This is a genomic window from Tetragenococcus halophilus subsp. halophilus DSM 20339 (assembly GCF_003841405.1).
GTDB classification, from domain to species: Bacteria; Bacillota; Bacilli; order Lactobacillales; family Enterococcaceae; genus Tetragenococcus; species Tetragenococcus halophilus.
This window is the reverse complement of record NZ_PXYA01000003.1, coordinates 467,046-484,315: the sequence shown is the minus strand read 5'-3', so window position 1 is coordinate 484,315 and position 17,270 is coordinate 467,046. Positions and strand designations below refer to the sequence as shown.

The following is a 17,270-nucleotide window of genomic DNA, read 5'->3' as shown; positions in this document are numbered from 1 at the left end:
ACCAGTGAAAGTAACGGATATTAGCGCAAGCCAATTTCAAGAAATGGTTCAAGCAGGCGCGAATCGTCTTCAAACAAATGCAGAATTTGTTAATTCGTTAAATGTATTTCCAGTACCAGACGGCGATACTGGTACGAATATGAATTTATCAATGACCAGCGGCGCTAAGGCGGTGTCTGATTCAATGTCAGACAACATAGGAGAGCTAGCTGATTGCCTTTCAAAAGGACTTTTAATGGGTGCAAGAGGTAATTCAGGTGTTATTTTATCTCAATTATTCCGTGGTTTTAGTAAGCAAATTGGGGAATTGGATGTTTTATCGGCTAATGATTTAGCACAGGCCTTTAAACATGGTGTCAATACAGCTTATAAAGCGGTAATGAAACCAGTTGAAGGTACGATTTTGACAGTTGCAAGGATTGCAGCTGAATATGGCGAAAAAAAAGCAGCCTCTTCTGATGATTGTGTGGAGGTTATGACCGCTATTGTAAAAGGTGGAAAAAAAGCTTTAGATAAAACACCAGATTTATTGCCGGTTTTAAAAGAAGTTGGTGTTGTTGATAGTGGTGGACAAGGTCTGTTGTTTATTTATGAAGGTTTTTTAAATGCACTAAATGGAGAATATGAGGGAGAAGATCCTTTTGTATCACCAGCTGCTATGGACGAATTAGTGAATGCAGAACATCATCGTAGCGTACAAGGGCAGATGTCAACAGATGAAATTAAATACGGCTATTGTACTGAAATCATGATTGAGATCGGAGAAGGCCCTACGGTAGAAAGCGAATTTGATTATGATAGCTTTCGGAATTATTTAAATGAACTGGGAGATTCTTTGTTAGTTGTCAATGATGATGAAGTAATCAAGGTCCATGTACATACAGAATATCCAGGCGAAGTAATGAACTATGGCCAAAAATTTGGATCATTGATCAAGATAAAAGTTGACAATATGCGTTTGCAGCATGAAACCATTTTAAATAAAGATGAAGAAGACGAAGCTAACGCGCAACAGCAACCACGTTGTGCCTATGCTATTATTACTGTTGCTGCGGGTAATGGCGTTAAAGAACTTTTTGAAAGTTTGGGTGCTAAATATGTGATTTCTGGTGGACAGACCATGAATCCAAGTACTGAAGATGTCATAAACGCTATTAAAGAGGTCAATGCTGATCAGGTGATCATCTTACCAAATAATAAAAATATTTTTATGGCAGCTAAGCAAGCAGCAGAAGTAGTTGAAATCCCTGTGGAAGTGGTACCTTCTAAGACCATTTCTCAAGGGATGACAGCTATGTTAGCTTTTAATGAGCGTCAGTCTTTAAAAGAAAATAAAGATGCAATGGTACAAATGCTTGATACCGTTGTTTCTGGCTCTATTACTCACGCGATTCGTGATTCGAGTATTGAAGGAATTAATATCAAAAAAGACGACTTCTTAGGTATGGTCGATGGAAAAATTGTCGTATCAGAAGCGGATATGTTAACTTCTGCTAAAGAGACTTTGAAACAAATGGTCACAGAAGATGCAGAAATCATTACCATCATCATTGGAGAAGATGGTTCACAAAAAGATGCCAAAAAACTAGAAGAAGCTGTCTTAGCAGTTGATAGTGAATTAGAAGTAGAAATTCATGAAGGAAATCAACCTGTTTATCCTTATCTTTTTTCAGCTGAATAATAAGACAACTCTAAAAAAACGTTAAAAGTTAGATAGAGGCTGGAACATTAGTCATTTCCAGCAATGAATCATAAAAGATGAGTTGTTCCAACAGTTCGCCGATTTTTTAGCGATGAGGGCGACTAAGACTGTCAGAGTAATTCTCTAGTCGTTCGGATTTGATCGTTGCTGAAATCTTTTGTTTCAGCCTCTTTTTCGAAAGTTGGTGATAAAATGTTGCAAGAACCAATTACAAAACTTAGTGGGGTAGGAGAAAAACGTGCGCAAGCCTTGGCTGACTTGGGCATTGAGACAATTGAGAATCTGTTGAACTACTATCCGTTTCGTTATGATGATATCAAAGAAAGAAATTTGGCAGAAATCAATGACCAAGAAAAAGTGACGATCAAAGGAGTCGTAGTCTCTCCTCCAGTTGTTAATCGTTTTGGTTATAAAAAATCAAGATTGCAATTTCGTATGATGCAAGATCATGATGTTTTTAGCGTTTCTTTTTTTAACCAGCCTTACTTAAAGGATAAAATCGTCCTTTCTGAAGATATTGCTGTTTTTGGTAAGTGGGATGGTAAACGTAAATCATTAACAGGGATGAAAATACTTGGCGCTAAACAAGAAGGCGATTTTGCGCCTATTTATCATGTTAGTAAAGCGGTACGACAACAAACATTAGTTGATTTGATAAAAAAAGCCTTTGTTCACTTTGGCGATCAAATTGAAGAAAATCTTCCACTATCTTTAATTGAAAAATATCGTCTAATGGAAAAAAAAGAAGCGATGTATGCGATGCATTTTCCCAATACGCCAGAAGAACATCATCAAGCGAAGCGACGTGTAGTGTTTGAGGAATTCTTCTTATTTCAAATGAAAATTCAAGGTCTAAAAAAAGAAGAAAAATCAGAAAAACATGGTATCGTCATTGATTATGATGTAGAACGGGTAAAAGCATTTACGCAAAAATTACCTTTCTCATTAACCAATGCGCAAAAACGCGTAACTAATGAGATTTGTCGGGACTTTTTACAAGCTAAACATATGCAACGCTTATTACAAGGTGATGTAGGAAGCGGAAAGACAGTTGTTGCGGCGATTGCTTTATATGCGGCTGTTACAGCGGGCTTTCAAGGTGCTTTAATGGTGCCCACTGAAATTTTGGCGCAGCAGCATTTAGCGAGTTTGAACCAATTGTTTGATCCTCTGGAAATACATACTGCGCTTTTGACAAGTTCGACAAAAGCAAAAGAAAGACAAGAAATTATTGAAAAACTACAACAAGGAGAAATCGATGTTGTGGTTGGGACACACTCTTTGATTCAAGAAGGGGTAGACTTTTCTAATCTGGGTTTGGTAATTACTGACGAGCAACATCGTTTTGGGGTCAATCAACGCCGCGGCTTAAGAGAAAAAGGCTTTCAGCCGGACGTCTTATTTATGACCGCAACACCTATCCCGCGTACTTTAGCAATTACTGCTTATGGTGAAATGGATGTTTCGGTTATCGATGAAATGCCTGCGGGAAGGCTTCCTGTTAAAACACATTGGATCAAACGTGGGCAATTGGAAGATGCTTTAAAAAATGCGCGCTTAGAATTGGAAAAAGGGCAGCAAATGTATGTAATTTGTCCCTTGATCGAAGAATCTGAAAGCTTGGACGTGCAAAATGCTGTAGAGTTATACGAAGAATTGAAAGATTTCTTTTCTCCTAACTTTGTCGTAGGCTTACTTCACGGGAAAATAAAAGCTGAGGAAAAAGAAGAGATCATGGGAGCATTTAAAGATAATGAAATTCAAGTGCTCGTTTCAACGACAGTGATTGAAGTAGGTGTTGATGTTCCAAATGCGACAACAATGCTTATTATAGACGCGGATCGTTTTGGCTTAGCGCAGTTGCACCAGTTGCGAGGAAGGGTAGGAAGAGGACAGCAAGCTTCTTCTTGTATCTTAGTGGCTAATCCTAAAAATGAATTAGGCAAAGAACGTATGAAAATTATGACTGAAACCAACAATGGTTTTCTTTTAAGTCAAAAAGATTTGGAATTACGTGGTCCTGGAGAAGTATTTGGCTTTAAACAATCCGGCCTGCCTGAGTTTGTCGCAGCTGATATTGTAGCTGACGCTAATATCTTAGAAGTAGCCAAAGATGAAGCACAAAGTTTATGGCATAAAAAAAATTGGCAATTATTACCTGAATATGCAGGCTTGCTTGCTTATTTAAAAGAAAAGGATCCAGAGAACCAGTTTTTTGATTAAAGCTTTATGCTATACTAAAAAAAGATGAATCAGAAAAGGAAAGGTGTGCAAATAAAGTGAAGATCGCAGTAGATGCTATGGGTGGCGATAATGCACCAGAAGCAATTGTTTCTGGTGTAATGTTAGCCAAAAAGGATTTTCCTGAGCTTGAATTTCAGTTATACGGAAAAGAAGCAGAAATTAAAAAATATGTAACAGATGAAAGCAATATTACGGTTATCCACACAGATGAAAAGGTAGATAGTGAGGATGAACCTGTTCGCGCGATTCGTCGCAAAAAACAAGCTTCAATGGTTTTAGCGGCGCAAGCTGTAAAAAAAGGTGAAGCAGATGCTTGTTTTTCTGCAGGTAATACAGGTGCACTTTTGGCTGCTGGTTTATTTATTGTAGGACGTATTAAAGGCATAGAACGTCCTGGTTTAATGTCAACATTACCTGTTATTGGTGAAAATAGAGGATTTGATATGCTGGATTTAGGTGCTAATGCTGAAAATAAAGCGGAACATTTGCTTAAATACGGTATTCTGGGATCTTTTTATGCAGCCAATGTTCGAAAGGTAGAAAATCCTCGAGTAGGACTTTTAAATAATGGAACAGAAGAATCTAAGGGCAGCGAAGTAACTAAAAAAGCTTTTGAGCTTTTGACTAATGAAGCTAGCATTAATTTTGTGGGAAATATTGAGTCTCGCGACATTTTAAATGGCGTTGCTGATGTTGTTGTGACAGATGGGTTTACTGGTAATGCTGTCTTAAAATCAATCGAAGGAACGGCTTTAAATATTACTAAACTGTTGAAACAATCCATTCTTGATGAAGGCGTCAAAGGAAAATTGGGCGCTTTATTATTAAAAAATGCACTTGGTGGTTTAAAAAATGAAATGGATTATTCCAAATACGGGGGCGCCGTTTTATTCGGGGTGAAGTCTCCTGTTATAAAAACACACGGAGCAACAGAACCTGAAGCAGTGGCGGCAACAATTAGACAGATCCATACGATGTTGGAGACAAAGGTCGTTGAAAAGCTAACTGAACAATTTGAAAGAGATGATGCAGCTAATTAATGTAATGAAAATGCAACTTTTGTTACAAAAATGAAAAAAGTATAGACAAACGATATAAAAAATCGTAAAATATTGGGTAGCTATTTCTTGCTATGATAACGGCGTGGAGGTGAGTACAATTGACGCGTGATGAAATATTTAATAAAGTAGCTGAAGTGATCGCCAATCACTTTGAAGTGGCAGCTGATCAAGTAAATGAATCCATGAGTATTAAAGATGACTTAAATGCTGATTCAATCAGTGTGATGGAATTTGTGTTAGAATTAGAAGAAGCATTCGGTACAGAAATTTCCGATGAAGACGCAGAACAAATTCAAACGGTTGGCGCAGCAGTTGATTATATTAATTCAAATTTAAACTAATAAACGATCGATCCTCTAATGAGGGTCGTTTTTTTATTAGGGCTTAATTTCTGATTTTTTATTGAAATAAAAAGCCATAAATTTCCCCAAAGTTTTTTGCTTTCTTATCGCACAATCATTTCATTATTTAGTAAAAATCAGTATAATGTAAGAAGGTCAAAAAAGAAAAGGAATGGAAAAATGGACAAACAGTTTTTAAAAGAATTAAAAGAGAACTTTAGTATTGTGTTCCATGATGTCAATTTGTTAAATCAGGCATTTACCCATTCATCTTATGTGAATGAGCACCGTCAACTACAATTATCAGATAACGAACGTTTAGAATTTTTAGGAGATGCTGTCTTAGAATTATTAGTTTCTAGATTTTTATACTTTCAGTATCAAGACGTACCAGAAGGAACATTAACAAAATTAAGAGCGGCGATTGTAAGAGAAGACAGCTTAGCGTCATTTGCTAAGGAATGTCATTTTGATCGTTATATCGCTCTTGGTAAAGGTGAAGAGCATTCCGGTGGGCGTCAGCGTCTAGCTTTATTATGTGATTTATTTGAAGCTTTTTTAGGCGCTTTGTATATAGATCAAGGCTTAGAAAAAGTTGAGAAATTCTTAGAGATGGTTATTTACCCTAAAGTTGTATCAGGTACTTTTTCACATGAGATGGATTATAAAACACGTCTGCAAGAAGTTTTGCAGCGTTCTGGAGACCGTATTATCGACTATCGTTTAGTTAAAGAAGAAGGCCCTGCTCATGAGCGTCTTTTTTGGATTGAAGTATATTGTGATGACGAATTAGTCGGTAAAGGTCACGGCAAATCGAAAAAAATAGCAGAACAAGATGCGGCAGCTAATGCATTAGCCGATCTTGAACGTAAGTGAGGAACCTAGGTGTATTTAAAAAAAATCGAACTAGCCGGTTTTAAATCATTTGCTGACCGTACAGTGATCGACTTTGAAAATAGGCTAACCGGCGTTGTTGGTCCAAACGGCAGTGGAAAAAGCAATATAACTGAAGCTGTACGCTGGGTATTAGGCGAGCAATCTGCCCGCAATTTACGTGGTGGAAAAATGCCTGATGTGATTTTTGCTGGTTCGGATTCACGTAAACCGTTGAATATTAGTGAAGTCACAGTAATATTAGACAATACAGACCATTATTTACCAGTGGATTATAGTGAAGTAAATGTTACTCGCCGCTTACACCGAACGGGTGAAAGTGAGTTCTTTTTGAATAAACAAGCTTGTCGGCTAAAAGATATTCAAGAGTTGTTTATGGATTCCGGGCTTGGAAAAGAGTCTTTTTCCATCATTTCTCAAGGAAAAGTCGAAGCTATTTTTGCGAGCAAGCCGCAAGATCGACGAGGGATTTTTGAAGAAGCTGCGGGTGTTTTAAAATATAAACAGCGAAAAAAACAAGCGGAACAAAAGCTTTTTGAAACTGAAGATAACTTAAGCCGTGTGCAAGACATCGTCTATGAACTAGAAGATCAGATGGCGCCTTTAAAAGAACAGAGTAAGATTGCCAAGCAGTATTTATCATTAAAAGAAGAATTCACTCAAATTGATGTCGCTTATACTGTTGCTGAAATGAAGGAAGCAAAGTCTGGTTTTGAACAAGCAGCACAGCAACTAGAAAGTTTAAACGAACAGTTGGCGGCTCTTGCACGGCAAATTCAGGAAAAAGAAAGTAAGTTACAAGAACAGCGTAAAAAACGTAGTCATCTTGATCAATGGTTAGAAGAAAACAATCAGAGTCAAGTTTCTTTGGCTGAAGCGTTAAAACAAGCTGAAGGACAAAAAGAGGTATTACAAGAACGTTCAAAGCATACGCAAAAGAGCGCACAAGAATACCAAGAAAACTTAACGGAAACAAACGAAAAAATTAGCACTTTAGAAAAAGAAAAAGCGAATTTGGTAGAAAAGTTATCGCAAAAAAATGGCTTTGCCCAAACAGTTGAAAAAGAAATAGAACAAGCAAATGCGGAATTACAAAAATACCAAAAATCGACGAAAGAATTAATCGAAGAACTGCGGGCTAAATATGTAGATCAGATGCAAGAACAGGCCAATATTGGTAACGAGCTAAAATATCTTGAACGGCAATATACACAAGAAGTGGCTAAAAACCAAAGTTCTTTGGAAAAACAAGAAAATGCAAACAAAGATTACCAGCAAAAACAAGAAAGTGTTACAGAAGTAAGTAACCAGCTAGAGCAATTGCAAGCTACAATATCTGAAGAAAACAAACAATTTGCTCGTTTACAAGAAAAACAACAATCCTATCAAAAACAATATGAAGATGCACAAAAGAAAATGTATCAATTGATGGATGAAACGCGTCAAATTAAAGCTAGAATTAAATCTTTACAAGATATTCAAGAAAATCATTCTGGCTTTTATCAAGGAGTACGTGTTGTCTTGCAACAACAAAATGAACTTTCGGGTATTGCAGGAGCGGTAGCTGAATTAATTGAGGTACCATCCGATTATACTCAGGCTATTGAAACAGCTTTGGGTGCGCAAGCACAGCATATTGTGGTAGAAAATGAAGTAGCTGCTAGAGAAGGGATCACCTTCTTGAAAAGGCGCCAAGCTGGACGAGCAACATTTTTGCCGATGACTACAATCAAGCCACGACAAATATCCACTACAGCATTGAACCAAGCACAAAGTGTTAATGGTTTTATCGGCGTTGCTAGCCAATTGGTCCAGTTTTCTGCAGAATTTTCTGCGATTATGCAGAACTTATTAGGGACAACTTTGATCGCTAACGATTTAGAAAGTGCCAATGCTATTGCTCGCGCTGTACAATTTCGTTACCGAGTGGTTTCTTTGAGTGGAGATGTGATGAATGCTGGAGGTTCTATGACAGGTGGCGCGACTAAGCGTGGCAATAAGGGAAACTTATTTAGTCAGGCAAATGAACTCCAGAGTCTAAAAGAACAGGCGCAGCGCAGCGACCAAAGATTACAAACAATTGAAAAACAAGTAGCACAATTTCAAAAACAAGCGACAGATTGTCAAAAAGAACTGGAGAATTTGCGAACAAAAAGTGAATCTTCTCGTTTAGAAGAACAAGAATTACAAAGTCGTAAGAACCATATTTTGGAAGAAATTGAGCGTTTGGATAAAGAGCAGAAAATTTATGAATTTGAAAATCGTGAAGTACAAGACTTTATCAATAGTTATACAGAACAAAAAGAAAGCTTAACAAAACAGCAAGAAAATGTAGGAAAAGAGCTAGAAAAACTACAAAACGAAATGCAAGACTTAAATGAACAAGATGATTTAATAGAAAAAAGACGAGAAAGTCTTAGTCAAGAATTGTCTGAAAAAAAAGCAACACTTGCTGTAAATAAAGAACAAATAAATACACTTAAACAACAGATTCAAACAAATGAGCAATCTTTTTCAGAACAAACACAGCGAAAAGAAACATTGGAAAAGCAATTATCATCTTTAACATCGAACGTTTCAGATCATGAAGTATCCGAAGAATCTTTACAAAAGCAAATTGCATCTTTAACAGAAAAAAAAGATGAACTGCAAGTAAAATTACGTGATAAAAGAGAAAAACGTGACCGTTTGTATCAAGAAATCAATGAACAAGATGAAAGCTTGAGTCAGTTAAACCAAGAACAAAAAGAAAAATTAGCTGAAAAAACAACGGTTGAAGTAGCTAAAAATCGTCAAGAGAATTTACTAGATCATCGTCTTGCTTATTTACAAGAAGAATATCATATCACTTTTGAAAAAGCCGAAGCTGACTATCAAGCGGTAGAAAAAAATGATGAAACAAAAGAACAGATTCAACATTTACGTTATAAGATTGAACAGTTAGGTCCAGTAAATTTAAATGCGATTGAACAATATGAAGAAGTTTCTCAGCGTTATGACTTTTTGCATAAGCAAAGAGAAGATTTACTAGCAGCTAAAAATCAATTGTTTACTACCATGGGTGAAATGGATGAAGAAGTGAAAACTCGTTTTAAGGATATTTTCGAAAAAATTCGACAACAATTTAAAGTAGTTTTCCCTAATATGTTTGGTGGCGGACGTGCTGAATTATTTTTGACAGATCCTAATGATTTATTAAATACAGGAATTGAAATTGAGGCACAACCACCAGGCAAAAAATTACAGAATTTAAGTTTACTTTCTGGAGGAGAACGAGCCTTGACTGCTATTGCGTTACTTTTTTCCATTATTCAAGTACGCCCCGTTCCTTTTTGTATATTGGATGAAGTAGAAGCAGCACTTGATGAAGCGAATATACTACGCTTTGCTAATTACTTACAGACTTTTAATAATAACACGCAATTTATTATTGTAACCCATCGAAAAGGAACAATGGAAGCTTGTAATGTATTATATGGGGTTACAATGGAAGAATCTGGTGTTTCTAAAATTGTCTCGGTTCGGTTAAAAGATGTAGGAGAAAATGGACAAATTGCAGTTGAAGGGAAAGATAGTGTATGATTAAATTGATAGCCATTGATTTAGATGGCACATTGTTAGATGGACAAAAAAAGATTTCTTTAAAAAACAAAGAAGTTTTGCAAGAGGCTAGAGCACAAGGAACTAAAATCGTCATTTGTACTGGTCGCCCACTGGCGGGTATTCGTCCTTATTTAGAGGAATTGGATATGCAAGCTGTTGGGGATTACAGTATTACTTTTAATGGTGGTTTAGTGCAAAAAAATGATACGGGAGAAATTGTTGAAAAAGCAGCGATGAAATTAGAAGATATTATGGATTTGACGCACTTAGCTAGAGAACTAGATCTTCCCTTAGATATATTGTCAGATGATGTGGTGTTGTCTTTGCCAACTTCAGCTCAGCATTTATCAATTTATCCGCAGTTAAATCCGCTGTTAACTTTTCAAGCAGCGTCTGTTGAAGAACTAACAAGCAAACGTTTATATAATAAAGCTGTTGTAGGATATCATCAAGAGTATTTAGATGAGCAAATCGCTAAAATCCCAGCGATTTACAAAGATCGTTATGAAGTGATTAAATCTCGTGGCAATTTGTTGGAATTTATGCCTAAGGGAATTACTAAAGCCTTTGGCATTGCTTCTTTAGCCAAAGATCTTGCTTTTTCTCCTGAAGAAGTAATGGGGATTGGCGATGAAGAAAATGACTTGCCGATGATTGAATACGCAGGATTTGGTGTTGCGATGGCAAATGCTGTAGAACAGGTAAAAGAAAAAGCAAATATCATCACCACTTCTAATGAAGAAGATGGGGTTGCACAAGTTGTTGAAAAATATGTACTCAATAATTGAGCGCCATTAAAATTTAGGCAAAGGAGTTGAAACATAAATGGGACTTTTTGATAAGATTAAACATGCCTTTGTGAAAGATAAAGAAGAAGAAAAGCAGACAGAAGATACAACACAAGAAACCTTAGAAGACGAAAAAACTGATGAGTCAACTGAAACTGATGCTGCAAAAGGCTCTGAAACAGAAGAAGAGTTTGAAGAAACCACTGAAAGTACGGCGTTTCCTGTTGATGAGCAAGAAGAAACTGAAAAAATAGAAGAAGCGCCAGCTGACACGCAGAAAAAGTATGAAAAAGGACTAAGCAAAACACGTAAAACGTTTAAAGATCGTATGAATGAGTTGTTTGCTAACTTTCGTTCGGTAGACGAAGACTTTTTTGAAGAGGTAGAAAATACTTTAATAGGTGCAGATGTGGGCTTTGATACTTCTATGCGGATTGCCGATGAACTAAGGGAAGAAGTAAAAATCAAGAATGCAAAGAAACCTGCAGCTGTCCAAAATACTATTATTGAAAAATTGGTGGACCTTTACGAAGAAGAAGGAGAGATGGAAGTCAATGAACTTAATGAGCAGCAAAACGACTTGTCCGTTTTCTTATTCGTGGGTGTAAATGGTACAGGAAAAACGACTAGTATTGGAAAACTTGCGCATCAATATAGACAAGAAGGTAAGAAAGTATTACTAGCAGCGGCGGATACATTTCGTGCTGGAGCTATTGACCAATTGGTACAATGGGGAGAACGAACTGATGTGGAAGTAGTACGCGGAAATACCGGTAGTGATCCAGCTTCTGTCGTTTTTGATGCCATGACTAGAGCTAAAGAAGAACAAGCTGATGTTTTACTGATTGATACGGCTGGACGTTTGCAAAATAAAGTCAATTTGATGAATGAATTAGATAAAATTAAACGAATCATAAAACGAGAAAACCCTACTGCACCGCATGAAGTACTGTTGGTAGTAGATGCTACAACAGGACAAAATGCTATGAACCAAGCGCAGCAATTTAAAGAAACGACGGATGTAACAGGCTTGGTACTGACAAAATTGGACGGTACAGCTAAAGGCGGTATTGTACTGGCTATTCGCAATGAACTGCATTTACCAGTAAAATTAGTCGGACTTGGTGAAGGTATTGATGATTTAGAAGTTTTTGATCCTAATGACTTTGTCGTCGGACTTTTCAAAGGACTTTTACAAGAAGAGTAAAAACCTTTATTTTCTTTATAAAAATATAACCAATCAGCTAAGCAAGATTAATGTTTAGCCGGTTGGTTATTTTTGTAAAAAAAGAAACACTCTAGAGAAAAACCTCCTATACAATAATTATCCAGAAGGTTAAAGTCTTTTATTTCTTTACCTGTTCATGCTTAACTGGGCAGCTATTGTCGCAATCTTCACAGTGGCCTCTACCCTTGATTTGTCGATAAATGGCCCAAGCGCTAAAACCGAAGATAATAACTGATAAAATAAATGTTGACATATTATTTCCCTTCTTTCAATGGTGGAAACATTGCTGTGGGAACGAGTTGTTTTTGTTGCGGTTTTCTTACGATAAAATAGATCATTGTAAGTAAGATAATAGTTGCAGCGGCTGTGCCCATAGATATTGCGGCTGTTCCAAAAATAACGGAGCCATATTGATAAGTAATTAAAGCTACAGCATAAGCTAAACCGCACTGATAGATAACCGCCAGTAGCGTCCATTTTGAATTAGCCATTTCTCGATGGATCGCGCCTATTGCCGCAAAACAAGGAGCACATAGGAGATTAAAAACCAAAAATGAATAGGCAGCAATAGCAGTAAAGTCGCCTTGTACAAGTCCCCGAACTTCTCTTCCGCTTTCTGAAACTGAAGCTAAGTTGCCATATAAGATACCAAAAGTACCGATAACATTTTCTTTTGCGATCAAGCCAGTAAGAGTAGCTACGGCACCTCGCCAATGTCCCCAGCCTAAAGGAGCAAATAGTGGTGCGATCAATCGACCGAACGCGGCTAAGATACTTTGATCTTCTGGTACTTGTTGCAAAGTAAAATTGAAACTAGAGGTAAACCAAATAAGAATACTAGAAACTAAAATAATTGTGCCCGCTTTTTTAACAAAAGCAGTTGCGCGATTCCAGGTTTGTTGTAGTACATTTTTTACTTGTGGTAGGTGGTAAGTAGGCAGCTCCATAACAAAAGGCGCAGGATCGCCACCTAGTGCGTGTGTCTTTTTTAAAGCAATGCCGGAAAGTACAATTGCTGCAATTCCGACAAAGTAAGCCGAAGGGGCTACCCAGCTGCTAGTTGGAAAAAAAGCGCCTGCAATCAATGCGATAATTGGTAATTTAGCAGAACAAGGCATAAAAGTTGTTACCATTACTGTCACTCGTCGATCATTTTCATTTTCGATTGTACGGCTAGCCATAACTCCTGGGACTCCGCAACCTGTTGCAATCAACATAGGGATGAATGATTTTCCCGAAAGACCGAACTTACGGAAAAGACGGTCCATGACAAAAGCAATCCGTGACATATATCCGCAGTCTTCTAATATTGCTAAACATAAGAATAAGATAATAATCTGAGGTAAAAAACCTAAGACTGCTCCGACACCAGCAATGATTCCCTCTAAAATTAACCCTTGCATCCAATCAGCAACATTCCAGCTAATAAGGTAAGTTTCAACAAAGTCAGGGACGATTTCACCAAAAAAGTCGTCGGTGACCCAATCTGTACTTATCGTTCCCACGGTTTGAATGGAAAGATAATAAATTCCCCACATGATAATAGCAAAAATAGGTAAAGCTAAAAAACGATTGGTAACGAAACGATCAATTTTATCACTAAGGTTTAGTTTAAAGCCATCTTCCTTGATCATAGCTAAAGAAATCAAGCGTGTGATAAATTCATAACGTTCATTGACTAAAATCGCATCACTTTGATCGTCAAATATCTTTTCGGTAATTTGGATAATATCGTCAATTTCTTTTTTCTGTATAGAACTTAAGTTTAAACTTTCTGTCGCTAATGGATCTTTTTCAAATAATTTGATAGCATACCAACGTACTTGTTTTTCGGAAACAGTATTACCTAAAATATCACTAATTTCATCTAAAGCCGACTCTAATTTAGGATCGTAGGCAGGATAGGCGACTGTATTTTTCTCGGCTTCTTCTTGAGTTGTTTCAATTAACTTCTCTAAGCCTGTTTTTTTTAGGGCGCTCATTCCTATCACTGGTACCCCTAAACCATAGGCGAGTTTAGACAAATTGATTGTTTGCCCGTTTTTCTTTACTATATCCATCATGTTCATTCCTAGAACAACTGGAAGACCGGTTTCCAAAAGTTGCGTCGTTAAATAAAGATTTCGTTCTAAATTACTACTGTCAATGATATTAATGATCGCATCGGGTTTTTGATTAAGTAAATACTCTTGGGTAATGACTTCTTCTGGTGTATAAGGTGATAAAGAATAGATTCCAGGCAGATCTTGAAGCGCTATCATTTTACTTCTTTTTAATAACCCTGACTTGCGTTCAATTGTCACTCCAGGCCAATTTCCTACATATTGATTGGCTCCTGTTAGATGGTTAAAAGCACTCGTTTTTCCACTATTAGGGTTGCCTGCTAAGGCAAATTGTTTTTCCATTTTTAAATCTCCTTTTCTACCAAAATAAGCGAGGCTTCTTTTTTACGCAAAGTCAGCTCATATCCACGCAATGTTATTTCTACCGGATCACCTAAGGGTGCGAGTTTTCTTACATAAATTTGGACATTTTTGGTTACCCCCATATCCATCAAACGCCTTCTGACAGCACCTTCACCGTGAATACTAACGACAGTTGCCTGCTCACTAGCATTTAACTGGTCAAGTGGAACCCAAGCACTTTTTTCTTGTACTTCTTCTACAAAAATGTTTTCTAAAATAGAACGATCTAAAGCGATACGACTTTTTTGCAGAAGAATGATACCATTTTGTTGTTCAAGTTGTAACAAAGAAATTTTTTTACCAGGAACAATGCCGATTGTTTGTAGATGCTTCTTTGTATCGGGAAGCGTTGTGATATAGTGAACTTGGTAAACACTATGATATTGAACGTCAGTTAATTGTTTCATACGAGCCCTTTCTTTATTAGCAATATAGCATTTTTGAATATTGAAAATGATATTCATTATCATTAGCGTACCCCCATTCTTATTTAATGTCAATGTTTATTGATATTAAATTCACAAAACTTCTAATTTTTTATTTTATATAATTATTTTTTTTGTTCGATACAAAATTAAAGCTTCCTATTTTATTGTTTGCTATAATAGCTATAGGATATAAAAAAGAAAGGATTATTTTATGAACGTTAAACCAATTTTAACCAATAAACAATTAAAACCTTACTTATTAAAAGCGCGATACGGTGTCGAAAAAGAAAGTCAGCGCGTAACTAAAGCAGGTGATTTGGTAGCCACAGATTATCCCAAAACGTTAGGTAATCGAAGCTTTCACCCTTATATTCAAACGGATTTTGCTGAGACACAAATGGAATTAGTGACGCCTATTACCGATAGTATAACTGAACTTTTTGATTGGTTAGCGGCTATTCATGATACAGCTTATCGTTCAATGGATTCAGAAGAAATGTTATGGCCAATGAGTATGCCGCCAGCCTTACCAGAAGTTGAAGAAAATATTGTCATTGCTAAACTTGATAACTTTGAAGATGTGCTGTATCGACGTTTTCTTGCCATGTCTTATGGAAGACGTAAACAAATGGTTAGCGGTATCCACTTTAATTTTGAATTCGATGATGAAATGGTACGTAAAATGTTTGAATTACAAGATGAGTATAAAAATTACCATCAGTTCAAATCAGAGGTCTACTTAAAAGTGACACGGAACTATTTACATTACCGTTGGTTTGCCACTTATTTTTTTGCTGCTTCACCATTAAGCGGCCCTCATTACTTTAATGGACATGAACGACCAGAAGAACCGGTACGAAGTATTCGTAATAGTAAATACGGCTATCAAAACCATGATGACGTAAAAGTTACTTATCGTTCGGTTGAAGAATATGTAGCTGATATACAACAAATGGTAGAAGAAGGCAAACTTTCTGAAGAAAAAGAATTTTACGCTCCGGTTCGTTTAAGAGGAGGAAAGAGTGTAGCCGACTTAGCGAATAAACCTGTCCGTTACATCGAATTGCGCAATATTGATTTGGACCCTTACCAACCATATGGGATTAGTAAGGAAGAAGTAGAATTTTTCCATATTTTTATGTTGTTTTTATTATGGACTGATGAAAAAGCAGAGGCTGATGAATGGGTGTTTCAAGGCGATCAATTAAATGAATTAGTTTCATTAGAGTCTCCTTTGTCACAAACAGCTTGTTATGATGAAGCACAAAAACTATTAGCTGAAATTAGAAGTTTTGTTGCACAAACAGGTCTTAATGTTTCTACTGAAATTTTAGATCATTTGGAGGAAATGCTCGAAGATCCAGCTAAAACACTGGCTGGAAGAATTTACTTAGCAAGCAAAGAAACTTCTCAAAAAGAATTAGCTGTACAACAAGGTTTATCTTATTACAGAAAAGCTTGGCAAGCTCCTTATCAACTAGCCGGTTTTACAGATATGGAACTTTCTACGCAAATATTTCTATTTGATGCTATACAAAAGGGTCTGCAAGTTGAAGTTTTAGATAGACAAGATCAGTTCTTAAAATTAACTGCACAAGATCATACTGAATACGTCAAAAACGGGAACATGACTAGTAAAGATACCTACATTACGCCTTTGATGATGGAAAACAAAACTGTCACTAAAAAACTTTTACAACGAGCAGGCTTTAAGGTACCTCAAGGAAAAGAGTTTACGGATAAAAAAGCAGCTTATTCAAGTTATGAAGAATTTCGTGATAAAGGAATTGTTGTAAAACCGAAATCCACCAATTATGGACTGGGAATTACCGTGTTTAAAGACGGTACAAATGAAAAAGACTATATAAAAGCTATAGACACTGCTTTTGCAGAAGATAGTTCGGTGTTAGTAGAAGAGTTTTTAGCTGGCACAGAGTACCGGTTTTTTGTTGTTGGCGATCAGGTGAAAGCTGTATTGTTGCGGGTGCCGGCTAATGTCAGTGGTGATGGGAAACATTCGATCAAAGAACTTGTTGATCGAAAAAATGATGATCCTTTACGCGGTGAAAATCATCGTACTCCTCTCGAAAAAATTCATTTAGGACAAAGTGAACAGTTTGTTTTGCAAGAACAAGGTTATCAAATAGATTCAATTCCTAATAAAGGGGAAACAATCTATCTACGTGATAATTCAAATGTCTCAACCGGCGGGGATTCAATTGATATGACAGATGCCTTTACAGATGATTATAAACAAATCGCAGTTGAGGTAGCTCAAACGCTGGGAGCGGCTATCTGTGGGATCGATATGATTATTACAGATATTAACTTACCTGCTAGTAGCTCAGACGTGTATGGTATTATTGAAGCTAATTTTAACCCGATGATGCATATGCACTGCTATCCCTTTGAGGGAAAAGGTCGTCGATTGACGATGGATATATTGAAGCTTTTATATCCTGACTTTATTCAAAGAAAAGATCGTTAAATAAACAAGAACTTGCTGGTACTTTGTT

11 protein-coding genes are annotated in these 17,270 nt (G+C 36.7%); 9 read left to right on the top strand and 2 right to left on the bottom strand.

Annotation, left to right across the window (positions count from 1 at the left end; translation table 11 throughout):
- The first annotated feature begins 4 nt into the window (after positions 1-4).
- From C7K42_RS12025 to ftsY, 8 genes are all read left to right on the top strand, one after another.
- Positions 5-1,681, top strand: a complete 1,677-nt coding sequence (locus C7K42_RS12025; protein WP_014125593.1) for a DAK2 domain-containing protein — start codon at positions 5-7, stop codon at positions 1,679-1,681.
- A gap of 213 nt (positions 1,682-1,894) precedes the next feature.
- Positions 1,895-3,925 carry an ATP-dependent DNA helicase RecG gene (gene recG, locus C7K42_RS12020; RefSeq protein WP_014125592.1) on the top strand — a complete coding sequence of 677 codons (2,031 nt, stop codon included), beginning with the start codon at positions 1,895-1,897 and terminating at the stop codon, positions 3,923-3,925.
- A 56-nt stretch (positions 3,926-3,981) separates the two neighbouring features.
- Complete coding sequence (plsX, locus tag C7K42_RS12015) at positions 3,982-4,986, top strand: phosphate acyltransferase PlsX (protein WP_014125591.1); 1,005 nt, start codon at positions 3,982-3,984, stop codon at positions 4,984-4,986.
- 119 nt (positions 4,987-5,105) lie between these two features.
- Positions 5,106-5,348 (top strand): acyl carrier protein, encoded by a 243-nt coding sequence (acpP, locus tag C7K42_RS12010; RefSeq protein ID WP_014125590.1) that lies wholly within the window; start codon positions 5,106-5,108, stop codon positions 5,346-5,348.
- Between the two features lie 180 nt (positions 5,349-5,528).
- A complete protein-coding gene (gene rnc / locus C7K42_RS12005; protein ID WP_014125589.1) occupies positions 5,529-6,224 on the top strand; it encodes a ribonuclease III in 696 nt (231 codons plus the stop codon).
- Between the two features lie 9 nt (positions 6,225-6,233).
- Positions 6,234-9,824, top strand: coding sequence for a chromosome segregation protein SMC (smc, locus tag C7K42_RS12000; RefSeq protein ID WP_014125588.1), 3,591 nt, complete (start codon positions 6,234-6,236; stop codon positions 9,822-9,824).
- Positions 9,821-10,633, top strand: a complete 813-nt coding sequence (locus C7K42_RS11995) for a Cof-type HAD-IIB family hydrolase (protein ID WP_014125587.1) — start codon at positions 9,821-9,823, stop codon at positions 10,631-10,633. Before smc ends, C7K42_RS11995 begins: the two co-directional genes overlap by 4 nt.
- 37 nt (positions 10,634-10,670) lie before the next feature.
- Positions 10,671-11,840: a signal recognition particle-docking protein FtsY gene (ftsY, locus tag C7K42_RS11990; protein WP_014125586.1), complete on the top strand. Its 1,170-nt coding sequence runs from the start codon at positions 10,671-10,673 to the stop codon at positions 11,838-11,840.
- Positions 11,841-12,115: 275 nt separating this feature from the next.
- Here ftsY and feoB read toward each other — a convergent pair whose 3' ends face one another.
- Together feoB and C7K42_RS11975 are read right to left on the bottom strand one after the other, a co-directional pair.
- On the bottom strand, positions 12,116-14,266 hold the full coding sequence (gene feoB, locus C7K42_RS11980) for a ferrous iron transport protein B (protein WP_103099762.1): 2,151 nt from the start codon (positions 14,264-14,266) through the stop codon (positions 12,116-12,118).
- A 2-nt stretch (positions 14,267-14,268) separates the two neighbouring features.
- Positions 14,269-14,796 (bottom strand): FeoA family protein, encoded by a 528-nt coding sequence (locus C7K42_RS11975; RefSeq protein ID WP_014125584.1) that lies wholly within the window; start codon positions 14,794-14,796, stop codon positions 14,269-14,271.
- A 169-nt stretch (positions 14,797-14,965) separates the two neighbouring features.
- On the opposite strand from C7K42_RS11975, the gene gshAB reads away from it, so the two are divergent.
- Positions 14,966-17,242: a bifunctional glutamate--cysteine ligase GshA/glutathione synthetase GshB gene (gene gshAB / locus C7K42_RS11970; protein WP_014125583.1), complete on the top strand. Its 2,277-nt coding sequence runs from the start codon at positions 14,966-14,968 to the stop codon at positions 17,240-17,242.
- Positions 17,243-17,270: the final 28 nt, after the last annotated feature.